This window comes from Polaribacter sp. 2405UD43-2, assembly GCF_058147125.1.
Genome location: NZ_JBYVJX010000003.1, coordinates 129,427 through 144,042 on the forward strand (window position 1 = coordinate 129,427; position 14,616 = coordinate 144,042).

12 protein-coding genes are annotated in these 14,616 nt (G+C 28.0%); 10 read left to right on the forward strand and 2 right to left on the reverse strand.

All coding sequences use genetic code 11. The features are described from left to right. Positions 1–19 precede the first annotated feature (19 nt). The 6 genes from ACY2RX_RS05795 to ACY2RX_RS05820 all read left to right on the forward strand — a co-directional run bounded on the left by ACY2RX_RS05795 (position 20) and on the right by ACY2RX_RS05820 (position 7,690). On the forward strand, positions 20–748 hold the full coding sequence (locus tag ACY2RX_RS05795; RefSeq protein ID WP_490103025.1) for a type III pantothenate kinase: 729 nt from the start codon (positions 20–22) through the stop codon (positions 746–748). Next, a complete protein-coding gene (gene bamG / locus ACY2RX_RS05800; protein ID WP_490103026.1) occupies positions 745–2,037 on the forward strand; it encodes a BamG family beta-barrel-assembly machinery protein in 1,293 nt (430 codons plus the stop codon). Before ACY2RX_RS05795 ends, bamG begins: the two co-directional genes overlap by 4 nt. Positions 2,038–2,052: 15 nt before the next feature. Next, on the forward strand, positions 2,053–3,387 hold the full coding sequence (locus ACY2RX_RS05805) for a tetratricopeptide repeat protein (RefSeq protein WP_490103027.1): 1,335 nt from the start codon (positions 2,053–2,055) through the stop codon (positions 3,385–3,387). 4 nt (positions 3,388–3,391) lie between these two features. After that, the gene (lptC, locus tag ACY2RX_RS05810; protein ID WP_490103028.1) at positions 3,392–3,958 is read left to right on the forward strand and encodes an LPS export ABC transporter periplasmic protein LptC; all 567 of its coding nucleotides are present in this window, start codon (positions 3,392–3,394) and stop codon (positions 3,956–3,958) included. 221 nt (positions 3,959–4,179) lie between these two features. Next, positions 4,180–5,445: a hemolysin family protein gene (locus ACY2RX_RS05815; protein ID WP_490103029.1), complete on the forward strand. Its 1,266-nt coding sequence runs from the start codon at positions 4,180–4,182 to the stop codon at positions 5,443–5,445. 121 nt (positions 5,446–5,566) lie between these two features. After that, positions 5,567–7,690 carry a peptidylprolyl isomerase gene (locus ACY2RX_RS05820; RefSeq protein WP_490103030.1) on the forward strand — a complete coding sequence of 708 codons (2,124 nt, stop codon included), beginning with the start codon at positions 5,567–5,569 and terminating at the stop codon, positions 7,688–7,690. A 487-nt stretch (positions 7,691–8,177) separates the two neighbouring features. Here the strand turns inward: ACY2RX_RS05820 and rho are convergent, their stop codons facing one another. After that, entirely contained in the window at positions 8,178–9,830 is a 1,653-nt protein-coding gene (rho, locus tag ACY2RX_RS05825; RefSeq protein ID WP_490103031.1) for a transcription termination factor Rho, read from the reverse strand. Positions 9,831–10,028: 198 nt separating this feature from the next. On the opposite strand from rho, the gene ACY2RX_RS05830 reads away from it, so the two are divergent. From ACY2RX_RS05830 to ACY2RX_RS05845, 4 genes are all read left to right on the forward strand, one after another. Continuing rightward, positions 10,029–10,460: a DUF4293 domain-containing protein gene (locus ACY2RX_RS05830; RefSeq protein ID WP_490103032.1), complete on the forward strand. Its 432-nt coding sequence runs from the start codon at positions 10,029–10,031 to the stop codon at positions 10,458–10,460. A gap of 290 nt (positions 10,461–10,750) precedes the next feature. Continuing rightward, the gene (locus ACY2RX_RS05835; RefSeq protein WP_490103033.1) at positions 10,751–11,416 is read left to right on the forward strand and encodes a response regulator; all 666 of its coding nucleotides are present in this window, start codon (positions 10,751–10,753) and stop codon (positions 11,414–11,416) included. 182 nt (positions 11,417–11,598) lie between these two features. Further along, the gene (locus ACY2RX_RS05840) at positions 11,599–12,288 is read left to right on the forward strand and encodes a hypothetical protein (RefSeq protein ID WP_490103034.1); all 690 of its coding nucleotides are present in this window, start codon (positions 11,599–11,601) and stop codon (positions 12,286–12,288) included. A 32-nt stretch (positions 12,289–12,320) separates the two neighbouring features. After that, the gene (locus ACY2RX_RS05845) at positions 12,321–14,102 is read left to right on the forward strand and encodes a tetratricopeptide repeat-containing sensor histidine kinase (RefSeq protein WP_490103035.1); all 1,782 of its coding nucleotides are present in this window, start codon (positions 12,321–12,323) and stop codon (positions 14,100–14,102) included. Here the strand turns inward: ACY2RX_RS05845 and ACY2RX_RS05850 are convergent. Beyond that, a complete protein-coding gene (locus ACY2RX_RS05850; protein ID WP_490103036.1) occupies positions 14,099–14,596 on the reverse strand; it encodes a metallophosphoesterase family protein in 498 nt (165 codons plus the stop codon). The two genes, ACY2RX_RS05845 and ACY2RX_RS05850, sit on opposite strands and share 4 nt — an antisense overlap. Positions 14,597–14,616: the final 20 nt, after the last annotated feature.

Here is a 14,616-nt window from a genome sequence, read left to right on the forward strand (position 1 = left end):
AATTATAACTAAAAAATAGATGAATTTAACAATAGATATAGGCAATACAAGAGGTAAAGTTGCTGTTTTTGAGAATGATACATTTATTGAAACTTATGTTTTTGATAAAAAAAGAATTTTATCAACATTAAAAAAAATAATAAAAAAATATCCTAATTCAGATGCAATCATAGCAAATGTCGCAGCAATTTCAGAAAGTAAGTTGCAGAAGTTGCAAAAAATAGTAAAACTTCTAATAGTTTCAGATACCACAAAAGTTCCATTTATCAATTTGTATAAAACACCAAAAACATTAGGTGTAGACAGAATTGCTTTGGTATCAGGTGCAGTAAAAAAGTTTCCAAACAAAAATGTTTTGGTTATAGATGCAGGTACATGTATTACTTTCGATTTTGTAAATTATAAAAAAGAGTATTTAGGTGGTGCAATTTCTCCTGGTATAGAAATGAGATTTAAATCTTTAAAGCATTTTACAGCTAATTTACCCTTATTAAAAAAAAATGAGTTATTAGATTTTGTTGGAAAAAGCACTATTGAAAGTATGAACTCTGGTGTTATTAATGGTGTTTTAAAAGAGATAAATGGCGTTATAGAAGATTATAAACAAGAATTTCGAGATTTAACAGTTGTTTTAACAGGAGGAGACACAAAATTCTTGTCAAAACAATTAAAAATTAGCATATTTGCCAATCAAAATTTTCTCCTAGAAGGATTAAATAAAATATTGATTTTTAATAAAAACAAATGATAAGAAATATTTTAGTAGCTTTTTTACTGATTACTTCTGCAAATTTATTAGCGCAAAGAACAAGTTCATCTCCATATTCTTTTTTTGGTATTGGTGATGAGTTTAGCTCAAAAACAGTTGAACAAAGTAGTATGGGAGGTATAGGAGTTGCTTTTAATCATTATAAGTACTTAAATTTTACAAACCCAGCAGCATATTCAGATTTAAGATATACCACGTATGCTTTTGGTTTGCTAAATAATGATTTAACTATAAAAAACGGAAACACTAAACAAAGTGTTAACTCAACAAGATTAAGTTATATAGCTTTGGCTTTTCCTATTGGAAAAAAAGCAGGTTTTTCTGTAGGATTGCAACCAATTTCTTCTGTAGGTTATTCTTTGTCTAAAAGTATTTTAGATGATGTTAGTGGTAAAGTAAAAGAAAAAACTTTTTATATTGGAGAAGGGGGCATTAATAGAATTTATGGGAGTTTTGGAATTAAAATATTAAAAGAACTTTCTTTAGGTATTGAGGCAGATTATAGTTTTGGTAACTTAGAAAATAGTATAATAAAGAAAAGATTAAATGTTAGTAGAGATACCAAAAATAAAGAATCTTTAAATATTAGAGGAGGTTCTGTAACTTTAGGTGCTCAATACCAAAAACTGCTAAAGAATAATATTATTGTTAATGCAGGTACTACTCTTAAATTAGGAAATGATTTAAAAGTTACAGGAAATGATCATTTATACTCACTTATTTTTAATAACGGTACAGAAGTGATAAAAAATACAATTTCGAATGTTAGTGTTTCTGGAAAATATAAATTACCTCTAAAAACAATTTTAGGAGCAGGTTTTGGTAAGTTTGATAAATGGTATGTTGGTGCAGAATATGAAACTCAAGATGCTTTTAAAACCATTGGTTTGGCTAATGCAACGAATGCTTCTTTTAAATACGGAAAATCTAATAGGTTTTCTTTTGGAGGATTTATTATTCCAAAAATAAACTCTATTTCTAGTTATTGGGAAAGAGTTACCTACAGAGCAGGAGTTAGAATTGAAAAAACAGGACTTTTAATTGATGGAACTCCAGATTCGATTACAAATTTTTCGTCTGTAAACGATTTTGGCATATCTTTTGGTTTAGGTTTACCATTGAAACAATTATCTAATGTTAATTTAGGGTTCGAATTTGGTAAAAGAGGAACCCCTTCTAATAATTTAATTCAAGAAAATTATTTTAATTTTAGATTAAGTTTATCTTTGACAGATACCAATTGGTTCAAAAAAAGAAAGATTGATTAACAAAAAACAGACAAAATGAAGAAAATTACGTTTTTATTAGCTGCAGCTTTTTTTATGGTTACAGTAAAAACAAATGCTCAGGATGATGCTAAAAGAGAATGTACAATTAAGTATAACCTTTTTAAAGGAGATTTCAAATCAAAAAAATACGATGACGCATACATCAATTGGATATATTTAATGGATAACTGTAAAAATTTATCTGTAAATATTTATAAGTTTGGTGCAGAATTAGCACAAGATGTTAGAAAAGATCCTGTTTTAGCCAAAAGAGTTTACGAGCAAAGATTACAATATTTTCCTAAAAAAAACCCAGCCAAAGTTCATAGTGATTATGCGACTTATTTAGCAAAAAACAAATTAGCTTCAGATGAAGATATTTTTTTAATTTTAGAAAAAGGATATAGCATAGATCCTACTAAAATGGGGGTTAAAAACTTATATAAATATTTTCAAGGAGTTACCGATAGAAATAAAAATACGAATCCTCAAAAAGTATTTGATACTTATGATGATGTTTTAGATAATGTAAATAAGAAATTAGATGGATATGCTGCTAATATTGTTAAGTTAAGAAAAGACTCTCTTACTTTAGATAAAAAAGGATTAAAAAAATTGAGAGCTTATAAAATAAACTCTAAAGCTTTAGGTACTGTAGAAAGTGGTTTAGATGCTATTATTTCTGAAATTGCAACTTGTGAAAGATTAGTACCTTTATATCAAAGAGATTTTGAAGCAAACAAAGCAAATCCTCAGTGGTTAAAAAGAGCTGTTTCTAGAATGTTTAATAAAGGATGTCAAACAGACCCATTATTCGAAAAATTGGCAAGAGCTTTTGCTGAATCTTCACCATCGCCAGAGGCATATTCTTTCTTAGCAAATGTTTTAGAAGATAATGGAGACACTTCTGGAGCAAGAGAAATGAGACAAAGATCTTTCGACTTAGAAACTGATCCATTAAAGAAAGCGAAGTATAAATTAAAGTTTGCGCAAGCTGCAAAAGCAAGAGGTCAAAAGTCTAGAGCAAGAAGTTTAGCTAGAGAAGCTCTTAGATTTAATCCAAATTATGGTAAAGCACATTTGTTTATTGCAAGATTGTATCAATCTAGTGCCAACTCATGTGGTAAAAAGCTTTTTGAAAAAAGAATGGTTTATGTAGCTGCATATAATGAAGCTCAAAGAGCTGCAAGAGTAGACCCTAGTATTTCTGGAGTTGCTGGTAAATACATTAGAAATTACAGAGCAAATATGCCAAGTAAAAAAGATATTTTTACAGCTGGTGTAAAACCAGGAAGTAGTTACACAATTAAATGTTGGATTGGCTTAACTGTAAGAGTACCAGTTAAATAACCTTGTGAAATTATACAAACAAATAATAGTTAAAAGCATTACTGTTCTTATTGCAACAGTAATGCTTTTTTCTTGTACAAATAATACAAAAGAAGTTAGAGATTTTTTAGCTTCAAAAAACTTGCCAATTGGTAAAGCCACAAATGCATATCACGTTTATAAAGATTCAGGCAGAATAACTTCTAAATTGATAACTCCTTTATTGTATGATTTTAGTAACAGAAAAGAACATCCATATAATGAGTTTCCTAAAGGAATAAAAATTATAAATTTTGAAAATAAAGGGCTAGATTCTGTTACTATTACTGGTAATTATGCGCTTTCTTATTCAAAAACCTTAGTTTCAGAAATTAAAGGAAACGTAGTTGTAATTAATCACACAGAAAAATCTAAGTTAACAACAGAACAATTGTATTGGGATCAAAATACAAAGTATTTTTTTTCTGATAAAGCTTTTACTTTAACTACGCAAAAAGATACAATTTCTGGTGTTGGCTTTGAATGTAAAGAGGATTTAAGTAAGCATTTGGCAAAGAAAACTACAGGAATATTAGAAACAACAGAAGAATAAAAAAGATGAATAAAGTTTGGAAATTTTTTCAGTATGGCTACTTAATTGTTGCCATTATTTGTTTAATTGAAGGTGTAATAAGATGGAACACAGATAGAAATAGAAGCTATATATTTCTTGGATTTTCCTTTTTTATTATCTTAGTCTTTTTCTTTAAAAGAAATTTTAGGAAAAAAGTAGAAAAAAGAAATAGTCAAAATAAATAGAACCAAGTTTTCTTAATGGAAATTGAAGTCATCATTATTGGTATCTCAATTATACTTTCCGCCTTTTTTTCGGGTATGGAAATTGCCTTTGTTTCTGCCAATAAATTGCATATAGAATTAGAAAAAAAGAGAGAAGGTTTTATACCAAAAATACTTAATAGAATTACACAAAAATCATCAAAATTTATTACCACAATGTTGGTAGGTAATAACATTTCTTTAGTTGTGTATAGTTATTATATGGGTAAATTTTTGGTAGATATTTTACCTTTAGATGGTTATAATGATTTTTCGATTCTTTTAATTCAAACAATTATTTCTACCATAGTTATTTTAATAACAGCAGAGTTTTTGCCCAAAACTATTTTTAGAATTTATGCAAACGAAGTATTAAAAATATTTGCTGTACCAGCCTATATTTTTTATGTGTTGTTTCATTTTTTCTCAGAATTTATAACATCAATTTCAGACTTTTTTTTACGAGTTTTCTTCAAAACAAATTCAGATGAACAACAAACAGAATTTAGCAAAGAAGAACTGGGTAATTACATTTCTGAACAATTAGAAACAGGTAATGAAGATGATCAAATGGATTCTGAAATACAGATTTTTCAGAATGCATTAGAGTTTCATAATGTAAAAGCTAGAGAAATTATGGTTCCAAGAACCGAAATTGTAGCTTTAGAAATTCACGAAAAAGTAAACAACCTAAAAAATTTATTTATAGAAACAGGTTTATCAAAAGTGTTAATTTATAAAACTTCTTTAGACGATGTTATTGGTTATGTAAATGCTTTTGAGTTGTTTAAAAAACCAAAAACCATTAAATCAATTTTATTGCCTATAGAAATTGTGCCAGAATCTATGATGATTAATGATGTTTTAAATATCTTAATGAAAAAACGTAAAAGTGTTGCTGTAGTTGTTGATGAATATGGAGGCACATCTGGTATGATAACTGTAGAAGATATTGTAGAAGAGCTGTTTGGCGAAATTGAAGATGAACACGATACACAAGTTTATTTAGAAGAAAAAGTAAATGAAAATACATTTAACTTTTCGGCTAGATTAGAAATAAATTATTTAAATGAAGAATATAATTTAGAGATTCCAAAATCTGAAGCTTACGAAACTTTAGGAGGTTTTATTATAGAACACACAGAGAATATTCCAGAAGAAAAAGAAGTCATAAATGTAGCAGATTATGAAATTAAAATCTTAAAAATGAGTGGCGCAAAAATTGATGAAATTTGTCTAGAAATTAAAGACAAAGAAGATTAATTTGCTTTAAAACGTTTACATCAAAGAAATCGTCTAAAACTTCCTATTATTAACTGTAAAATCGGTTGCAGTTTTAAAAGCCAAATCGTATATTCGCCAACTGAAATTAAATAAATGACGTATGGCAGTTTTATCAAAAATTAGAGAACGTTCAATGTTCTTAATCATTATAATTGGTTTAGCATTATTTGCTTTTGTGTTAGACCCTTCTACTTTAGGAGATTTTTTTAACTCTAATAAAGTTAATGAAATTGGTGAAGTAAATGGAGAATCTATTTCTAGACAAGAATTTGTTTCTGCTTTAGAAGCTTACAAACAACAAACAGGCAATAGAGTGTCTGAAATGCAAGCTGTAAAAACAGTTTGGGACAATATTTTAAGACAAAAAATATATAAAAATCAATTAGAAGAAGCTGGTATTTCTGTTGGTGAAGCCGATGTTTGGAGCGAAATTGTAAATGCACCATCTGTAAGTAATAATCCTCAGTTTCAAAACGAAGCAGGTTTGTTTGATGAAGCAAAATTTAAACAATTTTTAGCAGACACTAAAGAGAACAATAAACAAATGTGGAGTGCTTGGTCTAATTATATGAATCAGATTAAAGACAATGCAGAAAGAAATACCTATAACAACTTAATAACTGCTGGTTTAGGAGCATCTTTAAAAGAAGGAGAAAATGAGTATTTTATTAACAACACAAAGTTAAACAGTCAGTTTGTTTTTATTCCTTATACTTCTGTTGCAGATAGTTTAGTTAAAATAAAAAAATCTGAAGTAGAAGCGTATATTAAAGATCATAAGTCTGATTTTAAAGTAGAAGCTTCTAGAGACATTTCTTATGTAAAGTTTAATATTACTGCAACTCCAGAAGATGAAACAAATATAAAAAATGAAGTTGCTAAATTCATAGAAAACTCAACAGATAGAAATAATCAAACAGTTTTAGGATTAAAAAATGCTACTAATTATAAAGAGTTTTTAGCAGAAAACGATTCTGATATTAATTTGGATGAAGGTTTTAAATACAAAAACAGCATCAATCAAACTGTAGCAGACAAAATTTTTGAAACTGCAAAAGGAGATGTTTACGGCCCATATAAAGACCAAGGATTCTTTAAAATATCTAAAGTTACAGAAATTGCTCAAATGCCAGATTCAGTAAAAGCGAGTCATATTTTAATTCCTTTTGTAGGTTCGCAAAGAGTCGCTCCAGATGTAACAAGAACTAAAGAACAAGCAAAAAAATTAGCAGATAGTATTCTTAACGTTGTAAAAAGAAGAAGAAGTAAATTTGCAGATTTAGCAAAAGATTTTTCTTCAGATAAAGGTTCTGCTGCCAAAGGCGGAGATTTAGACTGGTTTAACTACAACAGAATGACGCCTGCTTTTAGAGACTTTTGTTTTACAAATAAAAAAGGAACTATAGATGTTGTAGAAACTCCTTTTGGTTATCATATTATTAAAGTTGATGATACAAAAAACACTCAAAAAGTAATTAAGTTAGCTACTTTTGCAAGAAAAATTGTTCCTTCAGAAGCTACTGAGAATGCAACTTTTCAAAAAGCACAGCAATTTGCTTTAGCAATTACCAACGGAAAAAGTTTTGCTGAAGCTGCTAAAGAAAATAAATATGCAATCCAGCCTGCAATTGGTTTAAAAGTTTTAGACGAAAACATACCTGGTTTGGGTAATCAAAGACAAATTGTAAGTTGGGCTTTTGGTAGCAATACTAATGTTGCAGATTTTAAACAGTTTGATTTAGAAGGTAGTTATGTAATTGCTTCTCTAAAAGAAAAAACAGAAAAAGGTTTAATGCCAGTAAAAACGGCAATTAATAAAGTTAGACCAATTTTAGTAAATAAAAAGAAAGCTGCAATAATTTCTAAAAAATTAAACGGAGCTACTTTACAAGAAATTGCTAAAGCCAACAATACTACTGTTAGAAATGGTAATGGAGTAACTTTACAAAGTCCTACACTTTCGGGTGCAGGCTCAGAACCAAAAGTTGTAGGAGCAATGTATTATGCAGAATTAAATAAATTGTATAATAATATTGAAGGTAATAGAGGTGTGTATGCATTTGTTGTAACTAAGAAAGAATTACCTACAGCATTACCAAACTACGATGCAGCAAGAAAAAAGATTGCTGATGCAAGAAAAAGATTAACATACAAAATCTATGAAGCTATAAAAGAAGCTTCTAAAATTGAAGATTATAGAGCAAATATGTATGTGTCTAATTAATTAGATGTACAATTAAAAAATATTAAATCCGTTCAGTTTTTTCTGAACGGATTTTTTTTGTTCAATATTTAATGCTTATACATTGTTTAAAAATAATAGGCTTTAAATAACGTGAATTCGATATAACATAGAATTATGTTGAGGTACTATATTTCTTATTATCAGTGTTTTGTTATTTCGAAAGAACGAGATACGAGTGATGAGAAATCTCAATCTTAATGAGATTCTTCCTCATTCTTCGTCTGAATGACATCTGCGCATCAAAAAACAAATAACTAATTGATTATCAGCAAATAGTATGTCGAACTCACGTTAAATAGCTCTATTAGTTAACAAAGATATTGAGCCCAGATAGAAGTGATCTCCTTTTCTGAAGACTGAAGAATAAAGAAAAGATAAAACGTATAGCAGGAAAAAGCTTCAAAATAAAAAACCTTTCTGATTGCTCAAAAAGGTTTTGTCTATATTTAAAAAAGATTCAATTTATTTATCCGTTCATAGAAATTAAAAACTCATCATTATTTTTAGAGAATTTAATTCTTTCATTAATAAATTCCATTGCTTCTATAGGATTCATATCTGCCAAATACTTGCGTAAAATCCACATTCTTTGTACGGTTTTATCATCTAATAATAAATCATCACGTCTTGTAGAAGATTTAATTAAATCGATGGCAGGATAAATTCTTCTATTAGAAATATTTCTGTCTAATTGAAGCTCCATATTACCAGTTCCTTTAAATTCTTCGAAAATAACTTCGTCCATTTTAGAACCAGTTTCTGTAAGTGCAGTTGCAATAATAGTTAAAGAACCGCCATTTTCTATGTTCCTAGCAGCACCAAAAAAACGTTTTGGTTTGTGCAATGCATTTGCATCTATACCACCAGAAAGTATCTTACCAGAAGCTGGCGCAACTGTATTATAAGCTCTTGCCAAACGCGTAATCGAATCTAAAAGAATTACTACATCATGACCACATTCTACCAAACGTTTTGCTTTTTCTAAAACAATATTAGCAACTCTAACGTGTTTGTCTGCAGGTTCATCAAAAGTAGAAGCCACCACTTCTCCACGAACACTTCTTTGCATATCAGTTACTTCTTCAGGTCGTTCATCAATTAATAAAACAATTTGATACACTTCTGGATGATTCTGTGCAATTGCATTGGCAACATCTTTAAGTAACATTGTTTTACCCGTTTTTGGTTGGGCAACAATCATACCTCTTTGTCCTTTTCCGATAGGAGAAAATAGGTCTATAATTCTTGTTGATAAAGAACTTCCTCTTTCGGCTAAATTAAATTTTTCTTGTGGAAATAAAGGTGTTAAATGCTCAAACGAAACTCTATCTCTAACAATATTTGGGTTTAATCCGTTTATTTTTGATACTCTAATTAGAGGAAAATATTTTTCGCCTTCTTTTGGCGGACGAACATTACCTCTTACAGTATCGCCTGTTTTTAAACCAAATAATTTAATTTGAGATTGCGATACATAAATATCATCTGGTGATGATAAGTAATTATAATCTGAAGATCGTAAAAAACCATAACCATCTGGCATCATTTCTAAAACACCTTCACTTTCTATAATACCATCAAATTCAAAATCAGGGTCTCTGTATCTGTTGTTAGATTTATTACCTCTACTAACCGTAGATTTTTTATCTCTGTTTTGATTGTTATGTTTATTCTTGTTGTTTTGCTGATTATTTTTGTGTTGCGGTTTATTTTGATTGTTAGCAGCAGGTTTTTGTTGCTGTTGCTCAACTTTTTTAGTAGGATTAGCTACCTGTTTTTCCTCAACTTTCTCAGTTTTTCTTGGCTGTTGTTGTTGTTCAACTTTTATATTTTTAGAAACACTTTCAGCAGTTTCTTCTTTTGCAGTTTCTTCTTTTGCAGTAGGTTTATTTTGAACAGGTTTTGGTTTTGCTACTCGTTTTCTTTTTGGTTTTTCAGCTTTTGGTTTTACTTCAGTTTTAGAAGTATCTACTTTTGTAGGGTTTGCAGCTTGTGTATCTAATATTTGATACACCAAATCTAATTTTTTAAGTTGACTTGTTTTTGTAAGACCAATAGATTTTGCAATTACCTGTAAATCAGCAAGTTTTTTTGCTTTTAGTTCAGAGATTTCGAACATTTGTTATATATTAAGTTAAAAAGTAAATCTTAAATTGTGTAAGATTAATTATAATTTATTTTGATTTTTAATTATTGTATATAGTACTATACAATATTTCTTGTGCGGTTATTATAATACAAATATATACATTTTTTTTAAGTTTTAGGTTTTCTTTTTAAAAAAGAAAGTTCTATTTTTGTAAACCTATTTTTTAAGATGATTCAAAGAATACAAAGTATCTATTTATTATTAGCATCCGCAGTTTCTGGAGGCTTAATTTTTGTGTTCGATTTATGGGAAAACCTTAAAGAAGAAATTTTTGTTTTGGATTTATTTTCTAGAGAATCTTTACTTTTAAAAGTAATTCCATTACTATTTTTACTTTCTGCAATTATTTCTATTGTAACAATATTTTTATTTAAAAATAGAAAGCTACAATTTGTAGTAGGTAGAATAATAATTTTGATAAACCTTTTTTTATTAGGATTGTTGATTTATGTATCGCTAACGCTACCTGGAGGAGTTTCGATTTCGGAGAAAGGTATTGGGATGTTCTTACCAATTTTAGCTATTTTGCTTATTGTTTTGGCAAATAAAGCTATTAAAAAGGATGAAGATCTTGTAAAATCTGTAGATAGATTACGATAAGCCTAACATCTTAGTATATTTAGTGCGAAAAAAAACCGAGAATTTATTCTCGGTTTTTTTATTTTTAATAAACTTTAAGAAGAAAAAGATAAAAGCCGTATTTTTACATTATAGATTTTATGTAAAAAGAGTTAATTTTTGTGTTTTTTTAAAAGCTTAATTATCAGTTATTTACAAGGTGTTTCTCACGGTTTTCCGTGAGGCTTCTCACGGTTTTCCGTGAGAAGAAAATTTCACTGAAAATGGGGGTTGTAAGATCTTTAGATGTACTTTAAATTTGTAATGTAAAAATGAAAGAAAAGATATACGTTCACGTAGCTGATGATCATAAAATATTAATAGAAGGAATCATAGCTGTAATAAATACTGACAAAGAAATTGAGATAAGAGGTTACTCTTTAACAGGACAAGAAGTTGTAGACTGGTTTAGTAAAAAAGAAAACTCTGCTGACGTTTTAATATTAGATATTACAATGCCAGAATTAGATGGTTTTCAAGTCTTAAAGCATTTTAAGAAGGAAAAAATAGACCAAAAAGTAATTATATTGTCTAGTTATGATGATGTTAAGATTGTTCAAGAAGTATTAAACCTTGGTTGTAGAGGATATATTTCTAAAAATAATGCAGGAGAGCACATAGTTAACGCTATTAAAGCTGTTGCAAGAGGAGAACAATATTTTAGTAACGACATTCAAAGCAGTTTACTTAAATCATTCACAGGTCAGATGGTACCCCAAGGAGATATGCCAGATAATTTTCTCTTAGACACATTAACAGAAAGAGAGTTAGACGTGTTGAGGTTAATTACCAAAGAATATAGCACAATAGAAATGGCAGACAAAATGAACCTTAGTGTAAACACAGTAGAAACATATAGAAAGAGTTTATTAAAAAAATTAAATGTAAAAAATGCAGTAGGTTTAGCAATGTATGCAGTAAAAAACAATATAGTATAGTCCTATCCCCAAATAAGACTATTTCAGGTTTTGATTTTAATATCTTCCCCCTAAAAAACCTGCTATTCTATTCCCCCAAATAATACAATTATTGTAAGCATACATTGTTAATCTACTAAATATAAATATAAATAATCCCCAACCCCTAGTTAACCTAAACAAAATTATTAAACATTATTACCATGAAAAATTTAAATTTACTAGTATTATTTACTTCAATTGCATTTGTACTTTCCTCTTGTTCTTCAAATGAAACTCTTATTCCAGAAGAGCAATCAGTAGATTTATTAAAAACATTTAAAATTAATAGAGATGCATCTGGAGCATATTCTTTAGATTTAGTATTAAACGAAGGAGGAACAGTAAATAAAGTTTTTGATGATGCTACAAAAACAAATAAATATCACTTATATTCGTCAGACAATAAGTCAGTTAAAAAAGTAACTCAAGATTTAAATATTGAAGGGAATCAATTAAAAGTTGGTTTTGTAGATAGAAAATCTGATAATTTACCTTTAATAACATTAACTGATGATGATATAAGATTAGCTAAGAAAAGCGAAAGTAACAAGTTAAAAGATTATAGCATTTCTAGTAATGGAGATGGAACTTTTAATCTTGATTTTAAAGTAGGTAATAATGTAAAAGTAGATTTTGTTTATAATGAAGATATTGATACTTACGAAATACATTTAGAAAGCGGTAAAAGTGCTGCAAATAAATTTTCGAGAGTATTAGAAAAAGAAAATGGTAAAGCTTTAAAGTTCGATTTTGTAAATCATATTTCAAATGCAAAATCTAAAGGAGAAGATTTTGCTGTTAGAAGAAAACCAAGAGTGATTATAGGTACAGGCGAAAGCGAAGAAATGTAATAATAAGTTTATAATTACAAAAGAATATTTTTTTGAGTAAATTTAGATTAATAATATACTTTTTTACTTTTTTTTTTAGTTTAAATTATATAAACGCAAAAACAAGTAAAATAAAAATTGAAGAAGCTTCTTTTAAAGAAGCTTCTTCAATTTTCTTATTTCAAAAAGATACTATATTAGATAATCATTATAATAATATTGTTAAAATATATAAGGAAGAAAATTATATTGATGCTTTAAAAAAAGCTTTAAACCTTTATGATACACTAAAAGAAAGTCAAAACTTTAATTCATTGTTTAAAGTATCAACTTTAATAGCTGATATTTACGATAAAACCAATAAATATTCAAAAGCTATTGAGTATCAAAAAAAAGCTTTATCTGTTTTAAAATATAAAATAGCAGATATTAATAATGAAAGTATTTTTGTTAACCCAAGTTATGCAAGAACTATTTTAAGAATTGGTAGTTTTTATCAAAAAATAGCTAAAAAAGATAGTGCAAAAACCTACTACAAACAAATTGAAAATATTTCTTCTTTAAATCCTGATATTTTAGGTTATAAGGCAATTTCTTTTGGTAATTTATCAGGAATTTATGAAAGAGATTCTCTTTTCGATCAAGCAAAGAACTATGCAATTAAAGCTATTAATATCCATAAATTAAGAAAAAAGAAAAAAAGTCAAGCAATTGCATTAAATAATTTGGGTAATATATATTTATCTTTAGGAGATTTTAAAAAATCTAAAGAACTATATATAGAAGGAATTGAATTAATAAAAAATGACGAAAGTGCAATAGCCATAAGGTATAAAGCGAATTTGTATTCTAATTTAGCTTGGGCAATGAGAAATTTAAAAGATTATAAAGCGTATGATTTTCAAGAATTATCTTTTGAAATAGAAGATAGAATAAAAGATAAAGAAATAAGAACAATGATTGAAACTGTTGCTGCTGAATATGATGTTAAAGGAATAAAAAGAGAAGAAGAAAACAAAAGATTAAAAGCGCAAAGAACTTTTTGGATTATTGGAATTGGAGGACTTATTGTTATTGTTTCATTATTATTTTGGGTAAATTTTTATAAACTAAAGCAAAAAAATTTAGGATTAAAACTAACGCAGTCTCAATTACTCCAAAATCAAAAAATAGAAAAAATTAGATCTGATTCTCAAACAAGAATTTTAAATGCTACTATAGATGGTAAAGAATCAGAAAGAAAACAAATTGCCGAAACTTTACATGATAGTGTTAGCGCATTATTGTCTTCAGCAAATCTACATTTACAAGCATCAAGGGGGCAATTTAACGGAAAAGCTCCTGTAGAAATTGATAAAACTCAGAAGATTATTACAGAAGCATCACAAAAAATAAGAGACTTATCTCATACACTTGTTTCTTCTGTTTTATTAAAATTCGGATTAGCATTTGCAATTAAAGATATGGCTAGCAAGTATTCTAATTCTCAAATAGAAATAAAAACAGAAATTGGTGAGGTGAGCAGATATCCCCAAAATTTTGAAATAAAGGTTTATAATATAATTCAAGAGTTTGTTAACAATATTTTAAAACATAGTAAGGCAAAAAATGCAACTATTAATTTAGAAGAAATAAATGGTAATTTGTCTTTTAAAATTACTGATGATGGAGTTGGTTTCGATAAAACTAAAATTACAGTTAAAGACGGTTTAGGAATAAACCAAATAGATGCTAGAATTCAAATAATGAAAGGAAAGTTTCAAATAGATTCATCAAAAAATAACGGTACCATTATTTATGTAGAATTGCCAGTTTTAGAGCAACAAAATGCTTAAGATCTTTTTTCTAATTCTATAATTTCCATATTTTTTATATCCCCATTTTCTAACTCAAAACGCAACATTGTTCTTACTTTATGAAAACCGTGTTTGCCAGCTGCACCAGGATTTAAATGTAATAAATTTAGTTTTTTATCAAACTGAATTTTTAAAATATGAGAATGTCCAGAAATAAATATTTTAGGTGGATTTATCTTTATCTCATTACGAATTCTTTGATAATAGTTATTAGGATATCCACCAATATGTGTCATCCAAACTGAAACATTTTCTACCTTAAATTTGGCGTCTAAAGGAAATTCAGATCTAGCATCTTTACCATCAATATTACCAAAAACAGCACGCAAAGGTTTTAACTTTTTTATAGAATCTGTAACTTTTAAATCGCCAATATCACCTGCATGCCAAACTTCATCTGTTTGTTTTACAAATTTTAATATTTGGGCATCTATATAACTATGAGTGTCTGATAATAATAGAATTTTTTTCATTTGAGTAGTAAAAAAGAAAC